The sequence below is a fragment of the Erythrobacter sp. JB1-15 genome, from assembly GCF_057365035.1.
This window is the reverse complement of record NZ_CP200295.1, coordinates 2,432,456-2,454,922: the sequence shown is the minus strand read 5'-3', so window position 1 is coordinate 2,454,922 and position 22,467 is coordinate 2,432,456. Positions and strand designations below refer to the sequence as shown.

At 57.3% G+C, this 22,467-nt stretch carries 21 protein-coding genes; 7 read left to right on the top strand and 14 right to left on the bottom strand.

All coding sequences use genetic code 11. The features are described from left to right. Positions 1–45: 45 nt before the first annotated feature. From rseP to pyrH, 6 genes are all read right to left on the bottom strand, one after another. Complete coding sequence (gene rseP / locus AC0V6L_RS11855) at positions 46–1,179, bottom strand: RIP metalloprotease RseP (RefSeq protein WP_486154432.1); 1,134 nt, start codon at positions 1,177–1,179, stop codon at positions 46–48. A gap of 8 nt (positions 1,180–1,187) precedes the next feature. Continuing rightward, on the bottom strand, positions 1,188–2,351 hold the full coding sequence (dxr, locus tag AC0V6L_RS11850) for a 1-deoxy-D-xylulose-5-phosphate reductoisomerase (protein ID WP_486154431.1): 1,164 nt from the start codon (positions 2,349–2,351) through the stop codon (positions 1,188–1,190). An 11-nt stretch (positions 2,352–2,362) separates the two neighbouring features. Beyond that, positions 2,363–3,046 carry a phosphatidate cytidylyltransferase gene (locus AC0V6L_RS11845; RefSeq protein ID WP_486154430.1) on the bottom strand — a complete coding sequence of 228 codons (684 nt, stop codon included), beginning with the start codon at positions 3,044–3,046 and terminating at the stop codon, positions 2,363–2,365. Then, complete coding sequence (gene uppS, locus AC0V6L_RS11840; protein ID WP_486154429.1) at positions 3,039–3,701, bottom strand: polyprenyl diphosphate synthase; 663 nt, start codon at positions 3,699–3,701, stop codon at positions 3,039–3,041. Before uppS ends, AC0V6L_RS11845 begins: the two co-directional genes overlap by 8 nt. A gap of 104 nt (positions 3,702–3,805) precedes the next feature. Continuing rightward, positions 3,806–4,363 carry a ribosome recycling factor gene (frr, locus tag AC0V6L_RS11835; protein WP_486154428.1) on the bottom strand — a complete coding sequence of 186 codons (558 nt, stop codon included), beginning with the start codon at positions 4,361–4,363 and terminating at the stop codon, positions 3,806–3,808. A 6-nt stretch (positions 4,364–4,369) separates the two neighbouring features. Continuing rightward, entirely contained in the window at positions 4,370–5,092 is a 723-nt protein-coding gene (pyrH, locus tag AC0V6L_RS11830) for a UMP kinase (RefSeq protein WP_486151025.1), read from the bottom strand. Between the two features lie 402 nt (positions 5,093–5,494). Between pyrH and AC0V6L_RS11825 the strand changes: the two genes are divergently transcribed. Then, positions 5,495–6,325 carry a metallophosphoesterase gene (locus AC0V6L_RS11825; RefSeq protein ID WP_486154427.1) on the top strand — a complete coding sequence of 277 codons (831 nt, stop codon included), beginning with the start codon at positions 5,495–5,497 and terminating at the stop codon, positions 6,323–6,325. 92 nt (positions 6,326–6,417) lie between these two features. On the opposite strand, the gene AC0V6L_RS11820 is transcribed toward AC0V6L_RS11825, so the two are convergent. Next, positions 6,418–7,071 carry a TetR/AcrR family transcriptional regulator gene (locus AC0V6L_RS11820; protein WP_486154426.1) on the bottom strand — a complete coding sequence of 218 codons (654 nt, stop codon included), beginning with the start codon at positions 7,069–7,071 and terminating at the stop codon, positions 6,418–6,420. A gap of 10 nt (positions 7,072–7,081) precedes the next feature. Between AC0V6L_RS11820 and AC0V6L_RS11815 the strand changes: the two genes are divergently transcribed. Together AC0V6L_RS11815 and AC0V6L_RS11810 are read left to right on the top strand one after the other, a co-directional pair. Further along, positions 7,082–7,969 carry a haloalkane dehalogenase gene (locus AC0V6L_RS11815; protein ID WP_486154425.1) on the top strand — a complete coding sequence of 296 codons (888 nt, stop codon included), beginning with the start codon at positions 7,082–7,084 and terminating at the stop codon, positions 7,967–7,969. Next, positions 7,951–9,324 carry an amidase family protein gene (locus AC0V6L_RS11810; RefSeq protein WP_486154424.1) on the top strand — a complete coding sequence of 458 codons (1,374 nt, stop codon included), beginning with the start codon at positions 7,951–7,953 and terminating at the stop codon, positions 9,322–9,324. The genes AC0V6L_RS11815 and AC0V6L_RS11810 overlap by 19 nt, the downstream gene beginning before the upstream one ends. A gap of 309 nt (positions 9,325–9,633) precedes the next feature. Here the strand turns inward: AC0V6L_RS11810 and AC0V6L_RS11805 are convergent, their stop codons facing one another. The 3 genes from AC0V6L_RS11805 to rpsB all read right to left on the bottom strand — a co-directional run bounded on the left by AC0V6L_RS11805 (position 9,634) and on the right by rpsB (position 12,749). Continuing rightward, positions 9,634–10,623 (bottom strand): hypothetical protein, encoded by a 990-nt coding sequence (locus AC0V6L_RS11805; protein WP_486154423.1) that lies wholly within the window; start codon positions 10,621–10,623, stop codon positions 9,634–9,636. A gap of 292 nt (positions 10,624–10,915) precedes the next feature. After that, positions 10,916–11,842 (bottom strand): translation elongation factor Ts, encoded by a 927-nt coding sequence (gene tsf / locus AC0V6L_RS11800; RefSeq protein ID WP_486154422.1) that lies wholly within the window; start codon positions 11,840–11,842, stop codon positions 10,916–10,918. Between the two features lie 112 nt (positions 11,843–11,954). After that, complete coding sequence (gene rpsB, locus AC0V6L_RS11795) at positions 11,955–12,749, bottom strand: 30S ribosomal protein S2 (RefSeq protein WP_486154421.1); 795 nt, start codon at positions 12,747–12,749, stop codon at positions 11,955–11,957. 314 nt (positions 12,750–13,063) lie between these two features. Between rpsB and AC0V6L_RS11790 the strand changes: the two genes are divergently transcribed. Continuing rightward, positions 13,064–13,387 (top strand): hypothetical protein, encoded by a 324-nt coding sequence (locus AC0V6L_RS11790; protein ID WP_486154420.1) that lies wholly within the window; start codon positions 13,064–13,066, stop codon positions 13,385–13,387. On the opposite strand, the gene AC0V6L_RS11785 is transcribed toward AC0V6L_RS11790, so the two are convergent. The 4 genes from AC0V6L_RS11785 to AC0V6L_RS11770 all read right to left on the bottom strand — a co-directional run bounded on the left by AC0V6L_RS11785 (position 13,350) and on the right by AC0V6L_RS11770 (position 17,914). Beyond that, positions 13,350–14,195: a CDP-alcohol phosphatidyltransferase family protein gene (locus tag AC0V6L_RS11785; protein WP_486154419.1), complete on the bottom strand. Its 846-nt coding sequence runs from the start codon at positions 14,193–14,195 to the stop codon at positions 13,350–13,352. The genes AC0V6L_RS11790 and AC0V6L_RS11785 overlap by 38 nt on opposite strands. 40 nt (positions 14,196–14,235) lie before the next feature. Then, positions 14,236–14,985: a phosphatidylserine decarboxylase gene (locus AC0V6L_RS11780; RefSeq protein WP_486154417.1), complete on the bottom strand. Its 750-nt coding sequence runs from the start codon at positions 14,983–14,985 to the stop codon at positions 14,236–14,238. 84 nt (positions 14,986–15,069) lie between these two features. Continuing rightward, positions 15,070–16,221 carry a beta-ketoacyl-ACP synthase III gene (locus AC0V6L_RS11775; protein WP_486154416.1) on the bottom strand — a complete coding sequence of 384 codons (1,152 nt, stop codon included), beginning with the start codon at positions 16,219–16,221 and terminating at the stop codon, positions 15,070–15,072. Between the two features lie 61 nt (positions 16,222–16,282). Further along, positions 16,283–17,914 carry a ShlB/FhaC/HecB family hemolysin secretion/activation protein gene (locus tag AC0V6L_RS11770; protein ID WP_486154415.1) on the bottom strand — a complete coding sequence of 544 codons (1,632 nt, stop codon included), beginning with the start codon at positions 17,912–17,914 and terminating at the stop codon, positions 16,283–16,285. A gap of 207 nt (positions 17,915–18,121) precedes the next feature. Between AC0V6L_RS11770 and AC0V6L_RS11765 the strand changes: the two genes are divergently transcribed. The 3 genes from AC0V6L_RS11765 to AC0V6L_RS11755 all read left to right on the top strand — a co-directional run bounded on the left by AC0V6L_RS11765 (position 18,122) and on the right by AC0V6L_RS11755 (position 22,452). Further along, positions 18,122–19,999 carry a FecR domain-containing protein gene (locus AC0V6L_RS11765; RefSeq protein WP_486154414.1) on the top strand — a complete coding sequence of 626 codons (1,878 nt, stop codon included), beginning with the start codon at positions 18,122–18,124 and terminating at the stop codon, positions 19,997–19,999. Between the two features lie 127 nt (positions 20,000–20,126). Continuing rightward, complete coding sequence (locus AC0V6L_RS11760; protein ID WP_486154413.1) at positions 20,127–20,861, top strand: CHASE2 domain-containing protein; 735 nt, start codon at positions 20,127–20,129, stop codon at positions 20,859–20,861. Then, positions 20,815–22,452 (top strand): EAL domain-containing protein, encoded by a 1,638-nt coding sequence (locus AC0V6L_RS11755; protein ID WP_486155127.1) that lies wholly within the window; start codon positions 20,815–20,817, stop codon positions 22,450–22,452. Before AC0V6L_RS11760 ends, AC0V6L_RS11755 begins: the two co-directional genes overlap by 47 nt. Positions 22,453–22,467 lie beyond the last annotated feature (15 nt).

The following is a 22,467-nucleotide window of genomic DNA, read 5'->3' as shown; positions in this document are numbered from 1 at the left end:
GCGGCCATGGTTGACTTCACCTGTCGGTGCGTTCCCTTTCCCCGGCTAACTGCCAAGTAAGTTTGTAAATCCGAGCAGACCGTCAACATCGTTGAATGTGACGACCAGCATGAACACCAAAACGAACGCGATACCTGTACGATAAGCCCATTCCGTCGCTTGCGGGCCAACCGGCTTTCGCCGGATCGCTTCGGCAGCGTAAAAGGCAAGGTGTCCGCCATCCAGCGCAGGGATTGGCAGGAAGTTAATGAATGCCAAATTAAGCGATATGAGAGCGGCAAAATTGAAAAACGCAAGCGGCCCTGCGCTCAGCTGCTCGCCGGAATATTTAGCGATCTTCACAGGCCCGCCCAGCTCCTTGATCGATCGCTGTCCTGTTACGACCTGTTTGATCCCTGTCATCATCAGCGCAAAGACACGGTAAGTCTGCTCACCAGCCAAGACAATCGAATCCCCAAGCCCCACAGGTTCAAACCTGTATTGCGGAGCTGCTGCTGCAACCCCCATCCGGCCAACCCGGTTAAGATTGCCAAACCGGTCGTTTTCTTCGACGAGGTCAGTGCGAAACTGGAACGTCTTTACCTCGCCATCGCGCTCAACGGTGACAGAGATATCGCGGTCCAAATAGATCGCGACTTTATCGAGGATTTCGCCGAAGTTATTGACCGTTTCGCCATCAATCGCGGTGATGCGGTCGCCAACTTCCAATCCCGCTTTTTCGGCAGCGCTTTGCTCGCTGAACCCGCCTATTTGTGTGGACCCTTCCGGATCGACGGGAACAGGCTGCCCCAGAATGGCGAAGAATGCCGCAAATATACCAACTGCCACCACAAGATTGGTAACCGGGCCAGCAGCTACAATCAGCGCGCGCTTCCATAAGGCGGCAGCCTGAAAACTGCCGGCTTCCACGGGCGCATCAGGGTCAGCGATGCTGGCCGGGTTCATGTCTCCTTTGAATTGGACATATCCGCCCAGAGGCAAGACCGAGAGTTTCCAGCGCGTGCCGTGCTTGTCATTAAAGCCAAGCATTTCCTTGCCGAAGCCAACCGAGAACGCCTCAGCATGCACACCGAACCAGCGCCCGACCAGATAATGACCCAATTCATGAACCGTTACCAAGGGGCCAAGGACCAGCAGAAATCCGATCGGGTACATCCACAGCGGAACGGACTCAAACATGAGCAAACTCAAGCACTAATTGGCGTCTCCACTAAGCGCGCAGCCTGCTGCCGCGCGTCTTTGTCCAGTGCCAGCACATCTTCAAGGCTGGCAGGCGCGGGCGCGCTATAACGGCTCAGCACCTCTTGTGCCAATGCCGTGATCTGGGTGAACCCAAGCTTACCTTGCAGAAATGCGGCAACAGCCACCTCGTTCGCGGCGTTAAGCACAGCAGGGGCCGCCCCGCCCGCTTCAATCGCTTCACGTGCAATGCGAGTGGCGGGAAAGCGCTCTTCGTCAGGTGCATGAAAGGTCAGCTGCCCAATGGCCGCCAGATCGAGCGGCTCCAAAGGTGTTTCCATCCGAGCAGGCCAGGCCAGACATGAGGCGATAGGCACACGCATATCCGAGGGGCCAAGCTGAGCGAGCGTGGAGCGGTCTTTGTATTCGACCATGGAATGAATGACGCTTTGCGGGTGCACCACGATTTTGAGGCGGTCCAGCCCAACCGGGAACAGATGATGCGCCTCGATATATTCAAGGCCCTTATTCATCATCGTTGCACTATCAACGCTGATCTTTGCCCCCATAGACCAGTTGGGATGCGCGATCGCTTCGGCAGGTGTTGCCGCTGCCAATTGCTGCGGGGTCCATGTTCGCAAAGGCCCGCCGCTTGCCGTAAGAGTGATCGCCGCGACATCATCCAAAGAGCTGTTCGCAAGGCATTGGAAGATAGCGTTGTGCTCTGAATCGGTGGGCAGCAATGTCGCCCCGTGCCGCGCAACCGCCGCCGTCATCACTTCGCCTGCGGAAACCAGAGCCTCTTTGTTAGCCAACGCAATCGTTCCGCCCCGCTCAATCGCCGCCATGACAGGGGCCAGCCCTGCGCAGCCCACGATGGCTGCAACGCACATATCAACAGGCCGCGCCGCCGCCTCGCACAAGGCCGCTGCACCGCCGGCCGCCTCGATATCGGTTCCAGCTAAAGCGCCGCGCAATTGCGGCAGGCAGGCCTCGTCCCCAACGACAGCCAGCTTTGCGCCAAATTCGCGCGCCAATTGCGCCAGTTCTTCCGCGCTGCAATTGGCAGTAAGTGCCTCAACCTGCCACGCATCCGGATTGCGCCGCACCAGATCGAGCGTCGATGCGCCGATTGAACCTGTGGCCCCGAGAACGGTGATTGAGCGGGTCATCGCGGTCTCACTCACAAAAGCTCAGGCACGACGGCCACCAGGAACAACACGAAGAACACCGCGATAAACCCATCGAGCCGGTCAAACAGCCCGCCATGTCCGGGTATCAATCCGCTGGAATCCTTGACCCCAGCGCGCCGTTTCATCCAGCTTTGGAAGAAGTCGCCCGCCTGCGCGATCACCGCAATCACGATGCCCACGACTACCGCCTCGGACCAATGCGTTTCTGCAACGAACACCTGCCCGGTGATGGTTTGCTGAAATGAGGTGACACCGATGGCAACCAGGCTGGCGGCAATGGCCCCGCCCATCAGTCCCGCCCAGGTCTTGGACGGGCTGATCGATGGTGCAATGCGAGGACCGCCGATCAACCGTCCAGCGAAGTACGCCCCAACGTCCACCGCAATGATCGGAGCGATAAACAGAAGCGCAACCTGCACCGCATCATAGCTCACTCGTACCTGCATCATTGCATAGGTCGCCGCCGCGACATAGACCGCGCCGCCAAACAGCCATGCGATCTCCCCGCCAGCGGACGTGCCAAAGCCGCCCACAAGGCCATTCCATTCCCACAGCACAATCCCAGCCAGCAACACGACAAAGCCAACCCAGAACCAGCCGCCTGCCCACAAGGCAGCGCCCGCTATCGCAGCCATGGCCAATGCCGATAGCAGTCTTACACCCAGATCAGCCATTGCTGGTCCCGCTCAATCGCCCGCCATAGCGGCGTTCACGCTTGGCAAAGTCATCCAGAGCCTGAGCCAGATGCTCGGGTTTGAAGTCAGGCCAAAGCGTATCGACAAACAGCATTTCCGCATAAGCCGCTTGCCACAACAGGAAGTTCGATAACCGGATCTCCCCGCTCGTTCGGATCAGCAGGTCGAGCGGCGGCAGGTCGTTCGTATCAAGCTCCGCTTCGATCGCATCGGCAGTCACTTCGCCTTTTGCCGCCGCCTTGGCCGCAGCCCGCGCGATCTCGTGCTGCGATCCGTAATTGAGCGCCACCGCCAGCGTCTGCTTTCCATTCGCCGTCTTCGCCAACGCATCTTCGAGCATTTCGACAATATCGGGCGCAAGGCCTTGCCAATCTCCGATGATCTTGAGCTTCACTCCGTTTTCGACAAACTCTGCAAGGTCCGATTTGATGAACCGCCGCATCAGGTTCATCAGATCATCAACCTCATCAACCGAGCGCTTCCAGTTCTCCGACGAGAACGCATAGAGCGTCAGGCATTCCAGCCCCATCGGTTCCAGCGCGCGTACCAGGCGGCGCACCGCCTCCACCCCGCGCTGATGGCCGATAGCGCGGGGCAAAGCGCGCTTCTTCGCCCACCGCCCATTGCCATCCATGATGATAGCAACATGACGAGCGCCGGCCCCATGCTGATTGCCATCATGCTGGCCACCATCGGTTGTGGGCGGTTTGCCGATCTGCCTTACCCCTCTCGACCCGGTTACTGAGTCAGGATTTCCTGAACCTTCTTCTCTACCGCTGCATCCACATCGGCAACGGTGCTGTCGGTCATCTTCTGGACCTCATCTTCAAGCTTCTTGCGCTCATCTTCTGATATCTCTTTGGCTTTCTCATCCGCTTTCAGGCTTTCCATCCCATCGCGCCGCACATTGCGCGCAGCGATCTTGGATTTCTCACCATATTCGCCCGCCAGCTTAGCCAAGTCCTTGCGTCGTTCCTCCGTAAGGTCGGGCATGGGCAAACGGATGGTTTGGCCATCGGTCATCGGGTTGAGGCCAAGGTTCGCTTTCGCAATGCCTTTCTCAACCGCGCTCACATTGCCTTTGTCCCACACCTGCACGCTTAGCATACGCGGCTCGGGTGCGGACACTGTTGCTACCTGCGCCAGCGGCATCATCGCGCCATAGACCTCAGCCACAACCGGGTCGAGCAGGCTGGTGTTCGCCCGGCCTGTGCGAAGGCCGGACAGGTCGCTTTTGAGCGCTTCAACCGCGCCTGCCATCCGGCGCTCTATGTCTGACTTATCGTATTGAGCCATGGTTCGTTACACTTCCTTTTGCACTATCGTTTGGGTGCCCTCGCCCGCCAGCACGCGCGCGACGTTCCCTTTCTCTCGGATTGAGAACACCACTATCGGAATGTCGTTCTCCCGGCAAAGCGCAACAGCTGTTGCATCCATCACTTTGAGGTTCTGGGCGAGCACGTGATCGTAAGCGATTGCCTCGAACCGGGTCGCATCCGGGTTGCCTTTGGGGTCCTTGTCATAGACCCCGTCAACGCTTGTGCCTTTAAGCAGCGCGTCGCAGTTCATCTCGGCGGCGCGCAGAGCGGCGCCTGTGTCAGTGGTGAAGAACGGATTGCCTGTGCCAGCAGCGAAGATGACGATGCGGCCCTTTTCCAGATGCCGTTCCGCGCGCCTGCGGATATAGGGTTCGCACACCGATGACATCGGGATCGCCGATTGCACCCGCGTTGCCACGCCCAATTGCTCCAGCGCGTTCTGCATCGCCAGCGCGTTCATCACGGTTGCGAGCATGCCCATATAGTCGCCCGTGGTCCGATCGAGCCCCTTGGCCGCGCCTGAGATACCGCGGAAGATGTTGCCCCCGCCGATCACCAGACACACCTCAATCCCGCTATCCTTGGCCGCTTTCACCTCTTCGGCGAGGCGCGTCACATAGGCTGGATCAATCCCGTATTCCTGTTCGCCCATCAGCACTTCGCCTGACAGTTTGAGAAGGACACGTTTGATCGGCGGGATGGACATGGGGTCGGTGGCTCCTTGATGCGGTGCGTGTTGATGCTTTGCGTTATGCTCGCAGTGGCTGTTCATGCCCTTATCGAGGCCGCGCCCCCTGCCAAGAGCCAGCGCCCATCCGCCCCCTTCCTTGCAGCAGACATGGACCGGTAAGGGCCCTTTTTGCAAAATATCGCCTCCTTACCTTTTTCAATCCTTTCAACATGATAGCACGGAATTCCCGCATAAATGTGTAACCTTCGTGTTGTCACCTTGATCCTGTGCGCAAAACGGCCTGCTCCAACGGTTCGCAATTCGCGTCCGATGGCGGCCAACAAACCGCACCGAGCACTCTAGCTTTTGCCGGCAAAGTAGGAAAATCGCATGCCCCGCCCGTATCGCTTAGCCGCGATCTGAGGCACACCTGCGTGCATGATTCGAAAAGCCATCATGTTCGCGTTCATCCTTGGCGTGCTGCTCTCGATCAAGGCGTGGTATGACACCGTGCGCGATCCAGAAATCGTGCGCTTTGTGCTTGAGACGGACCAAATGCCCGCAGGCGCTGAGCCATTCACTATCGCATTCCTCACCGATATTCATGTCGCAGGGCCAGACATGCCGCCATCGCGGCTTGAGGATATCGCCGCGCAGGTCAATGCGCTCAATGCAGACCTGATCGCGATTGGCGGAGATTTGGTCAGCGAAAAGCGCGTCGCGACGCATATCTATGAGGCAGAGGAAATCGTCACGCCGCTGGGCGGATTGCAAGCGAAAAACGGGGTCGTCTTTGTGCCGGGCAATCACGATCACTGGTATGATTGGCCCGCTTTATCGGCTGAGCTGGCCAAGTATCCGCACATCACCGTTCTTGAAAACGAAGCGGCGCAAATCGGCCCGCTCGCCATTGGCGGGGTGGATGATGATTTTGTCGGATACGCCGATATCTTCGCGACAACCGAGGCGATGCAGCCCCTCACCGGCCCGCGCATCATGCTTAGCCACACGCCCGATGTGTTCCCCAGCCTGCCCGTCAATATCGAGCTGACCCTCGCAGGCCACACCCATTGCGGCCAGATCGCCTATCCCTGGGGCGGATCGCCTGTCACCATGTCAAAGTTCGGCACGCTGTATTCATGCGGCGTGGCGCGCGAAAACGGCAAGACACTGATAACGAGCGCCGGATTGGGGACGAGCCTGCTGCCCGTGCGCTTGTTCACGCATCCGGAAGTGTGGCTGATTGAGGTGCGCGGGACCGGGAGGTGATGGCGGAATGGCTGCACAACCACGCTACGGGCGGAAAGCGGACTGACGGTTTACGACCCAGTTGCGGACATTTAATCGAGAAGCGTCAATTCTCAATCCGGTTTTGCCGTCTGATTGACGCGATTCTTGCACATTTGGATAAGCTCGTGCGACATAGATTCAATTTGATCGATCGAGATATCCGCACGGGTGAGCGACCACAATCCTTGGGTGGAGATAGCTATGAAAGAGGCGAATACTTCAAATTGGGCGGACTGTTTGACCCCAGACGCCCTGCATAAAGCCAGTTGGAAGCCTGCTTTTAGCCGCTCCTGATGAGCCATTACGATCGCTTGGACCTCCATATCATGAGGAGCAATCTCGGTCATACTGTTCGCGAAGAGGCAGCCATTGCCTGGCAATCCAGTCTCCTTCAACCGTTTGATTTGAAAATTGAAATATCCTTGGATTGCGTCAAGGCCAGCATCGGGCGCCTCTAGAATCTCAAGTGCAGGCGAAACAATCTGATCAGAATATTCTCCCAGACAAGCTCGGAACAGATCCCGCTTCCCTCCAAAATCAGAATAGATGCTGCTGCGGCTAACGCCTGTCGCCTTGACCAGATCATCCATTGATACAGCGGCAAAGCCGTAGGTCCAGAAACGATGCATGGCGTTCTCCACGAGCATTTTGCGCGACTGTGATTTTTCTCTTGGCATACGCTCTTTATAATGGAATGATCGTTCCAATACAAGTTGATTCGACAAGGACCTCGTTATGAAATCAGACCGAAGCGCCACTCGTTACGATAAGAAATTCAAGACCGTACACGGCAAAAAAATGGCATATATCGAGCATGGTAGCGGGGATCCGATTGTTTTCTTGCACGGCAATCCGACATCTTCGTACCTATGGCGCAACGTTATGCCGCATCTTGAGGGCAAAGGCCGCCTGATCGCACCCGACCTTATCGGTATGGGCGATTCACAAAAACTCGATGAGAGCGGGCCTGACAGCTATACTTTTGCCGAGCACTGCAAGTATCTCTTTGCCCTGCTTGAAAAGATAGGGGTAACCCAGAACGTGACTTTGGTGATCCACGATTGGGGTTCTGCGCTCGGCTTTCATTGGGCGCACTCCAATCCGGAGGCAGTCCGCGGCATCGCCTTTATGGAAGGAATTGTTGCACCGGTTCCAAGCTGGGAAGATTTCCCAGCTGGAGTGAAGGACGTCTTCCAAGGACTTCGTTCTCCGGCTGGCGAAGAGATGGTTCTTCAAGACAACGTATTTGTGGAAGCCATTCTTCCAGGCGCGATCTTGCGTGATTTGAGCGAGACCGAAATGGCTGAATATCGACGGCCCTTCCTGACCCCGGGCGAAGATCGTCGTCCTACGCTTACATGGCCGCGCCAAATCCCGATCGAAGGTTCGCCAACGAACACCGCTCAGATTGTCTCAGACTATGCCGCATGGATGGCTGGGAATGATCTTCCAAAGCTCTTTGTCAATGCCGAACCGGGCGCATTACTTGTCGGCGGCGCACGAGAATTTGTGAGAACATGGGCGAACCTGACAGAAGTCACTGTAACGGGCAGCCACTTCATCCAAGAAGATTCCCCGGATGACATTGGCAAGGCGGTGGCGAGTTGGACAAGCCAGATATGACAATAGGAACTCAGGCTTCTCCGTTAGCAATATCGCGTCAAAAGGCCGAGGAGCATTCAGAACTTAACGCATTTATCAGCCTTGCTGATGGCAGTCTTAGCTCAAAGGTCTCAGCCGGACGATTGTCCGGAATGGTTCTTGCGGTAAAAGACAATGTTCATGTCGCTGGGCTCCGCAATACGAATGGGACTCCCGCGCTCAAAGAATTCGTTCCTACTGAGGACGCACTTTTGATCACTCGCCTTAAGGCGGAAGGTGCACAGGTCCTCGGCAAGACCAACATGCATGAAAACGCGCTCGGCATTACCACCTATAATCCGCATTTTGGGATCGCCAAAAACCCCTACGATCTCAGTCGGTCGCCCGGCGGTAGCAGCGGCGGATCGGCGGCTGCGGTCGCAGCGCGCATTGTACCTGCTGCCATTGGCGGGGATACGGCTGGTTCTATCCGCATTCCATCCGCACTTAATGGAATCATCGGTTTTCGGCCGAGCCTTGGGCGGTATCCCGGTGAAGGAATCGCACCGCTTTCCCACACCCGCGATGTGCCAGGGCCAATGGCGCTAACGATGGAGCACATTACGTTGCTCGACAGCGTGATGGCCGCGCGACCACAAGTGACCAAAGCGCGTGAACTATCCACACTGCTCCTTGGTGTTGTGCGGGATCCGTTCTTCGAGGACCTTGACCCTGAGGTCGTAGCGGCAATGGACGCGGCACTCGAGGCACTACGGATACACGGGGTAACCTTGGTCGAGGCCAGTAATCCAGAGATCTCAAGTCTAATTGAGCAGACCAGCAGTCAAATTATCGGTTACGAGGCGGTCGTCCATCTCAGCGATTATCTCGAGCATTATGAAACCGGGATCGACTTTTTTGATGTCGCTCGCGATATTTCAAGCTCGGAATTGAAGTCGCTTTATGAGGCGATGGCGCAGGACCAGAATGGGGATGGTAAACCAGACGGCTTTGTTCCTAAGACAGTCTATGATGCTGCGATCAATGTGCATCGTCCGGCACTAATCGACAGCTACAAGGCCTGCTTCGCCAAGCACCGATTAGATGCAGTCATTTTTCCGACCACCATCCTTCCTGCAGCTCCCGTCGAAGGAAGTATCGAGACCGTCATGCACAATGGCCGAGAGGCGCCAACCACTGCGACTTATATCCGCAACACTGACCCTGGCAGTGTCGCTGGCCTCCCCGGGATTAGCATTCCGATGGGCGTCACTCAAACCGGTCTTCCAATGGGCTTGGAGTTAGATGGATTGCCCGGTGACGACGAGGGTCTCTTGTCTGTTGCGATTGCGGTTGAACGGTTGCTTGGTCCAATTGCCCCGCCGCAAATGCGTTGACTTTCCGAGCAATTCTGTAGGTCCGCTTTCACCCCCAAATTGAGACATCGGATAACGGCTAGATGTGAGCCGATTGCAGACTGGCAGCAATTGAACGACTTCGAACTAAGAACGGACAATCAGCTCACGGCTCAGGTTCGGACATCCAAACATATCAACAGTGTGTCATGGGCATGAGGCTTGCACCAAGCATGAAGAGAAACGATCCGGTTTTTGAATTCTCGTTGGACCTTGCATACCAATGCCGCATCGCGGCACATGATAGCGGCGCTGCCTGTTGCTGGGCGGAATGCAATGTCCGCCCGTGATTTATTCGACGGTCGTGCGCATCAACACCAGATTGTCCAACACCAAATTTGAAGACCAGATAAACTGCGCGTCTGCATCGGCGGCATCAAACGTCGATGCAAAATTTGTGTAGCCGGGCTTGTTATCAACGCCGACTGTCTCATTGGTGTACGTGACCGCATCTGGCCAGTCACTGTCGTCAAAATCGGCATTCATCCATGTTGCTGGCACGTCCCAGAATGCGGCGGACATTCTTGGTCCTTCGTCGCTTGCCTTTGCTGCACAGGCGGAGCTGTCACGGACATTGCCTTTGTCCACCAAACAGGCGCGATCGTTCAACGGCGAAACATAGAAGGTCTGAGCTTTCCAGCTTGCATCCGTAATACCGGCCGTATTTCCGTCTGCGTCCTGTAATAGTCCAACAAATCCGGCATCGCCGGGGTGATACGAACTGTTCCTATTCGCCTCAGAGCCGATCCCGAGATTTTCTTCCCAATCGACACCCATAACGCCAATGGTCAGCGGGCGCGACGCTTTGAACCGAACCACTGACGAATTGAACGGGGTGAAGGGCACAGCATCGACCGCGAGCAATTGTCCGTTGACGTAAAGCTCAAAGTAGTTGTCGGCAAAGATGAAAAAGGTGAATTCCTCATCACCGCCCGCATCAATGACCGGCACCGTATCAAGATCAACCTCGTCAAGGCCTGCAGGCGTAACTCCGCTGCATTCATTGTAGAGGTCGCTCGCCTTTGTCGCCGTTTCGAAATTTGTGCTGGCGGGCACGGTCCAAGTCTTACCGTCATCGCTGGAGATTTCTCCAACGGCGCTAATGCGTGATCCTTCGCCGCAATCGATCAAACCCGACTGGATTTCTGTCGCAAGGCCAGTCGAATAGCTTGCTCCAGCAGCTGTTCCCTCGCCATCGCCAATGATGACGTTTTCCTCGGTGGCTTGGCAGGCAGCCAATGAAATCAAGGCGATCAGTGCTATTGAGTTTCCAGGCTTCATAGAGATTCCGTATTTCGAGGCGCAGGCCCTAGGCGTACTGTCATAGAGATTGGGGCGCAAGGTCACACTTTCTTCGGCCAGGTGGTGCCGGCAGTCTGCCTTCACTCCAGTTTCAGCTGTTAGAGGCAATAGGCAACATGGCTGAAAGCGGACGCTTGCAAACCGCAAAACAAACGCCGCCGCAGCATAATCGCTGCGGCGGCGTGTTCAAATTTGCAGATCCCAGCGAAGGCTGGGACCTTTCTCAAAATCGCACAAGGTCCCAGCATTCGCTGGGACTCAAGCGTTGCCTTTACCCGCCAACAGCGGCGGCAACCTCTGCGGCGAAATCGCTTTCTTCGACTTCGATGCCTTCGCCCAGCTGATAGCGGACATAATCGACAAGTTTGATCGACGCGCCCGCTTCTTTTGCGGTGCGTGCGACATATTCCTCGACCGTGGCTTTGCCGTCTTTCACGAAAATCTGGCTGAGCAGCGCGTTTTCTTTCGCATATTTGCGGATCGCGCCTTCGACCATTTTTTCCTGCACGTTTTCGGGCTTGCCGCTTTCCGAGGCTTTTTCCTGTGCAATCGCGCGCTCACGCTCAATCACGGCAGCATCGAGGCCATCGGCATCAAGCGCTTGCGGGAACATGGCTGCTGCGTGCTGGGCCACATCTTTGCCAAGCGCCGCCAGCACATCCGCGCTCGCATCGCCTTCAAGCGCGACCAGAACACCGATCTTGCCAAGGCCTTCTGCAGCGGCATTGTGGACATAGGAGACCACCGCGCCTTGCGAGACAGAGACGGTTTTCATCCGGCGGATCTGCTGATTTTCGCCAATGGTTGCGACATTGTCGGTGAGCTTGTCTGAAACACTGCCGCCATCGGGGTAATCGGCCGCTTTCAATGCATCAACATCGTCATTCTCAAGCGTCAGGGCAACGGCGGTTACCTTGGTAACAAAGTCCTGGAATTTGTCGTTCTTGGCAACAAAGTCGGTTTCCGAGTTAACCTCAACAGCAACGCCGCGCGTCCCTTCGACAGAGACGCCGACAAGACCTTCGGCTGCGGTGCGGCTGGATTTCTTCTGAGCAGTCGCAAGACCTTTGGCGCGCAGCGCGTCAACCGCTGCTTCGATATCGCCGCCAGCTGCGCTCAGCGCTTTTTTCGCATCCATCATGCCTGCGCCGGTTTTTTCGCGCAGTTTCTTCACATCGGCGACGGTAAAATCGGCCATGGGAATATTCCTTTTTGTGTGTTTGTAAGACGCCGGGCACTCCGGTTGGTAAGGAGTGCCCAGCGCGCTAGATTGCTTGTGTTACGCCCTGATTATGAGGACGCTTACCCGTTCAGGCCGTTTCCGCCGGAGCTTCTGGTGCTGCTTCCGGCGCTGCTTCGGCAGGTGCCTCGGCTGGCGGTTCTGCCATGGCGCCGACATCCGCGCCGCTGTCATGCGCCGCGCCGCCTTTGCCTGCCATCGCCGCATCGCCAATGGCCTGGCAATACATGCGCACCGCACGGCTCGCATCGTCATTGCCGGGAACGGGGAAAGCGATGTTGCTGGGATCGACGTTGGAATCGAGCACCGCAATCACCGGAATGCCAAGCACTGCGGCTTCCTTGATGGCGAGGTCTTCCTTGTTCGCATCGATCACGAACATCACGTCGGGAATGCCGCCCATATCGCGGATGCCGCCCAGCGAAAGCTCCAGCTTGTCACGCTCTCGCGTCAATTGCAGAACTTCTTTCTTGGTGAGCCCGCTGGTGTCGCCCGACAATTGCTCTTCGAGCGTTTTGAGGCGTTTGATCGACTGGCTGATCGTCTTCCAGTTGGTGAGCATGCCGCCCAGCCAGCGGTGATTCACAAAATGCTGACCCGAAGCGCGTGCGGCTTCTGCAATCGGCTCTTGCGCCTGACGCTTTGTGCCAACGAACAGCACTTTGCCCCCGGCCCGCACAGTTTGCTCAACAAAATCGAGCGCGCGTGCAAACAGCGGAACAGTTTGTGACAGGTCGATAATGTGGACCCCATTGCGCGCGCCGAAGATATACGGCTTCATACGGGGGTTCCAGCGGTGGGTCTGGTGGCCGAAATGGGCGCCAGCCTCGATCAATTGCTGCATTGTGACGGTAACTGCCGCCATAGATATTTCCTTTCCGGTTGTTCCTCTGGATGGCTGGAACTGCGTTTGCGGTTGTCCCGCATACAGCACCGGTGATGTGCGCCATCCATGTGAATTTCGCCGCGTTCTAGCCCGAAGTGATTCGGCCCGAGAATGGGACGAGGCCGGGCCATTACCCTTCCCTTGCCACAAAATCTAGTGCCAAAAGCCCCTTGCGGAACACAAGTGGAACATTTTGCTTGACGGAGTGGAACGTTTGAGGAACAAAGGCTGCAGAACAAACGCTGAACACGACACTCCGTATCACTACGGACCTGCTGGTAAGGAACCGACCCATGATCGTTTTAACCATCACCGCATTGCTCATCATTGTTGCTGTGGCAACGGGCCTTGCGCTGGCGGATAACTGGATCAGGGGCCGCGCTGTCTTCGCACAATTGGTGCACGAACGCGCTCTTGCCCGTGCGGGATTTGTCCCTGTCGTCGAAGCCACCGAATTGCGCCAGCGCACTGTCCCTGCATCTGATGCCTCCCCGGCTTACAGGACCCGCCTTCCCCGAGGCCGCGCTGGCGCATACCCGGCCTTCGCCAAGCGAGCACGTGAAAGGGCACCCCGGCCCGCTATTGCTCCGCTTGGCGAAGCGCTCGGCGCCGCTTGACGCTGCCATATTTAAACATCGCATAAGGCATCAGCGCGAGATACCCGGCGCTTAAAGTAATCAGCAGCCACCACGGCTCGATCAAGGCTGCCGCAAAAGCAACGCCCGCCATCGCAATCAGCGGCAGACGCACATCGCGCCGGGGACGGATCGCCGTCCAGCTGAGCGTTGCCATGTTCGAGATAACCAGCAGCGCAATCAGCCCCAGCCAAAGTGTATTGGCCAGCGGATCGCGGAACATTTCAAGGCCCGTTTCAAACCACAAGAAACACGGCAAGAACGCCAGCCCCGCCCCGACAGGCGCGGGCACTCCGGTTAAGAACCCTGCAAGCTTATGCGGCTGGTTTTCGACATCAATACGCGCGTTGAACCGCGCGAGGCGCAATGCCATGCAGATCGCAAATCCCAGGGCGGCAAACCAGCCAAAGCTGGGCAGATCCTGCAAGGCCCAAACAAACAAAATGAGCGCAGGCGCGATGCCAAAGGACACGCAATCCGCCAGGCTATCCAGCTCTGCGCCAAAGCGGGACTGCGCATTCAGCAGCCGCGCAATCCTGCCATCAAGCCCATCAAGGACAGCGGCCAAAATCACCGCAAGGACTGCGTATTGCCATTGCCCTTCGATCGCAAAGCTAATGCCGGTCAGCCCCGAACACAGCGCGCCGGCCGTGATCGCATTGGGCAGCATGCCTCTTAGGCTGAGGCCGCGCTTGTCGGTTTGCACGGCGAGATCTTCGTCTTCAGCCGCCTTGGGCCCTATCCGCGCAGGGATATCGGAAATGTCTTTATCAGGATCGTGCCGCGTCAACGCGCACCCGCGCTTTCAAAACCCGCAAGGGCGCGCCGGATCACTGCACAATCCCTTCGAGCAGAGCCTGCGAGCCGAGTTCGCCAAGCACCGTTTCGCCTGCCACAACGCGCTGGCCCAGTAACACTTTGGGATCGGTGCCAGCGGGCAGATAGACATCAACCCGGCTGCCAAACCGGATCAGCCCAACGCGCTGCCCTTTGGCCAAAGTGTCCCCCGGTTTCACAAATGGAACAATCCGCCGCGCGACAAGCCCCGCGATCTGGGTAAAGCCAACCATCAAGCCATCATTGCGTTCAATCAGGATATGCTGGCGCTCGTTTTCTTCGCTCGCTTTATCGAGGTCCGCCGCCATGAATTTGCCGGGAATATAGACCAGCCGCCGCACGGTGCCTGCAATGGGCGCGCGGTTGATATGAACATCGAACACGCTCATGAAAATCGACACCCGCGTGACCGGACCAGGCGGCAATCCGGGATTGCCCGAGCCATCATCCACGCGCAATTCTTCGGGCGGATCAACCTGCATGATAAGCGAGACCAGCCCATCGGCAGGCGCAATGATCGCATCGCTTGATTGCGGCACGACCCGTTCGGGATCGCGGAAAAACGCGAACACCCATGCCGAAATGCCCAGCATCACGGTAAAGCCGAACACCCAGCCGAAAAACAGCGGGATAAGGCTGATCGCCAGCGCGATGACGCCAAACTTGCGCCCTTCGGGATGGATATCGGGCCAGCTCCAACCTGCTTCGCCGCGCCCCTGATTGTCGAGAATTTCACCTGCCATGGCGCGCTATCTAGGGCGGGAACGGGTGGCTCGCAAGCAAGGATGATGCGAATGGCCGGGCAAAACCTGCGCGCGGGCCGTGGTTTAGCCCGCTTTGCGCACAAACACAGTGCCCGCAGAATAGCCCGCACCAAAGCTGCAAATCAGCCCGGTATCACCGCTCGCAAGGTCCGCCTGATTAAGGTGAAAGGCAATGATCGACCCCGCGCTTGACGTGTTGCCATAGGTATCGAGCACGGTGGGGCTTTCATCATCATTCGCCTCATGGCCCAGCACGCGCTGCGCAATCAGACGGTTCATCCCCGCATTGGCCTGATGCAGCCACAACCGGCGCAGGGCCTGCGGATCAAGGCCCAGCCGCTCTGCCTCTTCAAGGATCATTTGCGCGACCATGGGCACGACCTCTTTGAAAACCTTGCGTCCTTCCTGCACGAACAGCTTGTCAGGATCGCCCGCGCTTTCAGGATGCGCGCGGTTGAGGAAGCCGAAATTGTTGCGGATATTGTTGGAGAACACTGTCTTCAATTTTGTGCCAAGCACTTCCCAATGGTCATCAGGCGCGATGGCGGCATCTTCGACCAGCACGGCGGTGGCGACATCGCCAAAGATGAAATGGCTATCGCGGTCGCGCCAATTGAGATGGCCCGAAGTGATCTCTGGGCTGACCACCAGCACGCTTTTCGCATTGCCTGCGCGCACATAATCCGCCGCGGTTTGAATGCCAAAGGTGGCGGAAGAACACGCGACATTCATATCAAAGCCAAAACCATCAATCCCCAGCGCCTGCTGAATCTCAATCGCCATGGCGGGATAAGCGCGCTGCATATTGGAAGCCGCGCACAAAACCGCGTTCACATCCTGCGGTGAGCGCCCTGCCCGCTCCAACGCTTCACGCGCAGCGATCACGCCAATCTCGGCCATAATCGAGATTTCATCATTGGCGCGGTCTTCAAGGCGCGGCTCCATGATCTCTGGATCAATGATCGGCGCTTTGCTCATCACATGGCGCGCTTTGATCCCGCTCGCTTTCTCGATGAATTCGACAGAGGATGGGCTTAACGCTTCAACCTCGCCCGCCGCGATGGCGTCTGCGTTTTGGGTGTTGTGCAGGTCAACAAAGCGGTTGAAACTATCAACCAGCTCTTCATTGGTGATGTTGTCTGCGGGGGTGAACAGGCCGGTGGCGGAGATCACCGGGCGGCCTGTTAGAGCTTCGGTTAGAAGTGAGTTTTGCATGCCTGCGCACCTACTGCGCGCTGGAAAGGGCTGCAAGTGGCAATGGCAGGAAACGCCCGGTCTAAAAGCTTACCCCGGCGCGCAGGTTTACCTGAGGGCCTTCATCGCTGCGCTCACCCGATCCGCCTAGGGGAAAGCCGCCTTCCAGCTCCATATCAAACACGCCCCAGCGCGCGCGCATGCCGGGCCCTGCAGAAAACAGCGATCCCTCGCCAAAATCCTGCTCGATATCATTGACCACCCCGCCATCAACAAAGCCATACAGCTGCAAACGATCGAGCGGCAATTTGCCCGTGGGCACGCTGTAGCGCAGCTCTGCCAGACCATAGATCCCTTCATCGCCAAGCACTTCGCTGAAATTATAGCCGCGTGTGCGGTATGCCCCGCCCAGCGCCAGTTCTTCGCTGCCGAGCAGAGCGCGGTCGGCGATCTGCCCGCCCATGGCAAAGAACAGATCGATGCGGTCGTTCAGGGTAAACCGCGCGTCCGTCCAAAAGCTCAGCTTGGAAAACACACCGTCGCCATCGGCGCGCGATGCGAGCGGTGATCCCAGCCGGGTCGCGCCAAACAGGTCAAGCCCGCGCACATGCGAAATGCCGGCGCGCAAGCGGTTCCCCTTACCCAGCGCGATCTGCGTGCGCAGCCCGACCTCCACTGTGACAACAGTGTCATCGCGCAGCATCTGATCAATCGCGTCCTGCTCAATCGAGATGTAGCTAGCGCGCCCATCGGCCCATAGGCTTAGATTTTTGCCGCGCACAATCGGCACAGTGACTTGCGCACTGCCGCGCACGGATTCGCCGGTGATATCGGTATCGCCAAACGCGCCGCCGGGCGCGGTGGTGCCGACAGAGCCCGATGCGGAAAAAGTCACCCCGTCAGTGCCGATCTGGGTTTGATATGCGGCGCTTAGAAACAACAGCTCGCCAAGATCAACCGGATTGATCCGCACTGCGGCGCGCACCTGATCGCTGCCGGTCAAAACATCGCTGGCCGCGGCAGAACCGCGCACGCGCACCGGGCCAAATGCCGCTGATCCGTAATTGTCGCCCGATACTCTGAAACTGGCATCGCGGCGTGACAGCTTCACCACCAGCACCCCTGCCCCATCGACCCGTTTGAAATTCGCACTGCGCAACCGCACGGCGGGAATGTCCGAGACGAGCAGCAATGCGCGTTCAAGATCCGCTTTTTTGACCGGCGATCCGATTAGCTTTTCAAGCACGCTGCGGGCAGCGGTGTTGTCGTATCCATCGATCTCAACCGCCGCGATGACGCCTTCATCCAGTTTGACCTCAACAATACCCAAGCCGCCAGGATTGCTGATGATCTGGCTGCGGGCATATGCATAGCCTTCATCCTTGGCGAGCTGCGCAACTTCGTTGGAAAGTTCGGCCAGGCGTTCCTCGGTCACGTCCTCGCCAAAGAAATCGGTTAGTGCGGATTGGAAAACAGTATCATCAATTGCTTCATTGCCGCTGATGACGATGGCCGCGATCTGATCGGTGTCGCGGTCTCCGTCGCTTTGGGCATTGTTTCCGGCAGCGACGGGCTCGCCAGCCGTCTCAGGCGCAACCTTGAGCACAGGAGCAAAAGCGATCTGCGGCGCGCGCGTGTTTTGGGCAAGCGCAGGCACCGAGGCAACCATGCCCAACAACAATGCTCCAAATCCTGTCGCAACAAACCTGCGCACGCAAATCCTCCAAGTCAGAGGCAGCGCCGTAATGCGAGCTGGCTAAGAAAAGCTTACGCATGGATGCAAAGCAGAGGCACGAGGCACGAGGCATGGATACGAAGCAGGGGCACAAAGTAAGCAATCTTTCACTATCGCACTTAACGCCATTTTCAGCCGCCGGTGGCACAGGCAGATTCCATAAATTTCTCGAACACCGGAAAAACAATGATCAAAGTCGCCGTCAAATCAGCCGCCATTGCAGCGCTTCTTTCCAGCACCAGCGCTTTTGCCGCGCCATCGGGATGGATGATATCCGAAGCCAGCGGCAATGTGGTGATCGTGCGCGATGGAGCGCAGCTGAAAGGCCGCAAGGGTATCAAGCTGGACCAAGGCGATGTTGTGCAGACCGCCACCAAAAGCCGCGCGGTCATTGTGCGCGGTAAAGAATATGTCGTCGTCTCGCCCAAGGCCAAAATCAAAATTGCCGAACCGGAGAAAGCCGGTCCAGTGACCCAGATATTCCAATATCTCGGCAATGTACTGTTCAAAGTGGAGAAAAAGAGCACCAAGCATTTCGGCGTTGAAACACCCTATATGGCCGCTGTGGTGAAAGGCACGACTTTCAACGTGTCGGTGTCTGAAGAAGGCACCAGCGTGCAAGTCACCGAGGGCGCGGTTGAGGTTATCACCGCCGACGATCTGGAAGCGGCCTTGCTGACGCCGGGCAATATCGGGATTGTCGATGCCGATCAGATTGGCGACCTGATCGTTATTGTCAGCGACGATGAAAGCGCGAACCGGGAGCAGGTAATTGTGCGCGGGACGCCCAACGTGGTCTCGCGTCTGGATCGCGGAGCAAACCCATCCGACACCGCCGTCACGGTCTCACAGGAACAAAGCGATCGCAGTGGCGGCGCTTCAAGTGAAACAAGCGAGCAATCGCCTGCGGGTGCAGATCAGGGCACTGGCACAGATGACAGCGTTTCAAGTTCGGCTGATTTGACCACGCCAAACCTCGCTGCGGCTCTTACCACGCCGGAATTCAGCGCCGAGTTTAGCGATGATGCCGTAACTCAGGGCGGTGTTGTGACTGCAATTGGCGCCAGTGATGATCTGGCAAATCTCGACAATGATTTCGCAGCGGACCCCATCGCAGCACGAATAGACGAGCCTGATATCGCAGCAGTCGATCAGGATATCGCAACAGGCAGCGACGCGGCGATAGGGGACGACTCTGGCGACATCGAGGTGGATGAGACCGTTCCTGACATTGTAGCAGGCGATATTGCCGCACCAGACGATACCATCGCACCGAACATTGGCATGACACCTGACACCGGTGATGTTGGTGATGCTGGTGATGTTATCGATATGGGCATCGATGACGGCAACGATGGTTCAAATGAACTGGTCTATGCCGAAGATCAACCCGGCGGAACCTGCGCCGGCGTTGTCAATTGCTCGGGCGGTCCAAACCCGAACAATCAGGCAGATGACATCGTCGACGACGTGATCGGCGCACCTGTTGTTGGCGCAGTTGTGGATATGGGCGGATCAGGCGACCAGGACAATTCAGGCGATCCGATCATGCCGGACACTCCGGACGTAACAGACACGCCAGACACGCCCGATATTGGCGACATGGTGGATATGCCGGACACTCAAGACCTGCCCGATCAGCCGGACACACCGGACCTTCCTGAGACGCCGGACATGCCTGATCTTCCGGAGCCCGATATCGGCGATGGCGATATCGATCTGCTTGATGATCTCAATTCTGACGGCGGAGCAGGCGGTGATGGAGACGGGTCGGGAGTAGGCTCCGGAGATGGCCCCGGCGACGATAACATCACTGGGAACCAGGACAGTGGCGGCGCTCTGGGCACTGGCGACGGTGATGATGCCGAAACGCTCAATGATGGCGAAGGCGATGATGGGGGCGGTATCACCCTGGGTGATATTATCGTCGGAATCATTGGCGCAATTGCCGATAATCTCAACGGAGATGACGGCGGCGACGACAATGATGGTGACGACGACGACGATGATGATGACGACGATCAAGGCGAAGATGGCGATAATGAAGACGGTGACGGCGATTAACCCGCCACATCCAGGCACAGCGCAAAGAGGCACAGCATAAAGAGGCACGGCAACGCGATCTCAATCATTTGGCGATACCCTCACTCAGGCAAGCACAAGCTTGCTTTGTGAGGAAAGCCGAAGAACCGTGTTGCGCAAAAACCTTCCATCCTTCTCGCTCGAATTGCAGGCGTCGATTGCCGCGTTTGTAATCGCGTTGATCATCGCAATAGCCAGCTTCTCAACCGGGCTTTCTGACGCCATCGAAGCCGATATGCGTCATGGCCGCGACATCCTTCGCGCTGGGCCAACCGATAGCGATATCGTGATTGTCGAGGTCGATGGCCGCTCGCTTCAGGAAGTCGCCAAATGGCCATGGCCGCGCGAAAATTACGCGGTCGCAGTCGAGGAATTGGACCGGCTGGGCGCAAAGCAGATCGCGTTCGACATCGAATTTTCCGCCCGCTCTACGCCCGAACAGGACGCCCGCTTTGCCCAGGCGCTGCGCGATGCGAATGTTTCGGTCATCCTGCCGACATTCCGCCAGATCAATCAGGCAACGCAGGACAAATCGGTATCAGAAGCCCTGCCGCTGAATGACCTGCGCGAACACGTATTTCTCGCCTCTGTTAATGTTACGCCCGATGCCGATGGGCAGATCACTCACTACGGGTATGGCACTGTCACTGACAATGTGCCGCGCCCTTCGCTTGCAAGCATGGTTTCGGGAACGCCGGGCGATATCTCGCAAGAATTCCGCGTCGATGCGGCGATTGATCCGGCTTCGTTTGATCGCATTTCATTCGTCGATCTGTTGAACGGCAAAGTCAGCGCAGATCGAGATCGCAGACAAACGCATCATTATCGGTGCCACAGCGATTGAGCTGGGCGATCGTTACCCCACCAGCCTTTACGGGGTAAACCCCGGCGTGATCGTGCAAGCGCAAGCGGCCGAAACGCTAATTCAGGGCCGCGCTCGCACTGATGTGAACCAAGCCATTGTCCTCGCGCTCGCTGCCTTGATTGTGCTGCTGACCGTGATCAAGCCAGCCTTGCGCCGTTATTCGCTGCTCAGCATTTTCGCGAGCGCCGGGATTATTGGCACGCTGGCCCTCGCTGCTGATGCGGCGCACCTTGCCTATATTCAATTGGCAAGCGCCATGATCTTTGCCGCGACATTCGCCGTCGCTCAGCGCCTTATCCAATTGCTGCAAATGCTGACCGCAGCGCGGCTCACGGACCTGTCATCAGGCCTGCAAAACCGCCGCGCGCTCGAAGCGGCACACCGCAGCAATTCTCACCTTTCAATTGGTGCGGTGCGGATCGCAGATTATGATCAACTGGAAGCGGTCACGACCGATAAAGACGCAGGCCAGCTCGATCAGGCCATCGCCCACCGTCTGCAATTGATCGCCATGGGCAAACAGGTGTTCCGGATCGAAAATGGCGTTTTTGGCTGGCTGATCCCGGCAGAGCGCGAAGATGATCTGGAGGATTATTTTTCCTCCGCCCATGCCTTGTTCAACGCGCCGATTGATTTGCTTGGCCAACAATTGCGCGCCAAGCCTTCATTTGGGGTGTCCAAGGATAGCGTTGCGCAATCCGTGCTGGCCTGCGAATTTGCGCGCCGCCGTTCGCTGCGCTGGTCATCATCGGCCAGCACCATGACCGAACAATCGCAGTTTGAACAAACGATCCTCACCCAGCTTGATGAAGCGCTGGATACAGGCGCGATCTTCGTGGTGTTCCAGCCAAAGCTCAAATTGCCCGCTCGCACCATCACAAGCGCAGAATGTCTGGTGCGCTGGAACAGCCCGACCCTGGGGGCTATTTCTCCGGGCGAATTCATTCCCCTGCTGGAAGAAAAGCAGTCGATTGACAGGCTCACTTTGTTCGTTCTGGATGAGGCCATCGGCAAAGCCCGCCATGCCGCCACTTTGGGCCATGAATTGAACCTTGCGATCAATATCTCCGCGCAATTGCTGTCCGACGCGAACTTTGTGGATCAGGTCTCAAAAAGGCTTGCGTCAATTGCCGATCTGCCGGGCACGCCGATCACTTTGGAAGTCACCGAAAGCGCGCCTCTGGATGATCCGCAAATTGCCCAGCGCGCACTGGCGAGCCTGCGTGAAGCCGGTGCGCGGGTGTCGGTGGATGACTATGGCACCGGCCATGCAACACTCAATTACCTCAAAGATTTCCCCGCCAACGAGATCAAGCTCGACCAGAGCTTTGTCCGCGACCTTATCACCAATCAGGCAAACCGCGTCATGGTCAGCTCAACCGTAGAGCTTGCCCATGCGCTGTCTTTCGAAGTGGTCGCCGAAGGGGTGGAGGATGGCGAAACGCTCGAAGCGCTCGCCGCAATTGGCTGCGATTATCTGCAAGGCTGGCATATCGGAAAGCCAGTGCCATGGGATATATTCGAAACGCATCTAACAGGCGAAAGAGAACCACAGCGCCTGAGAGCGTAATCGCCAGTTTGGGAG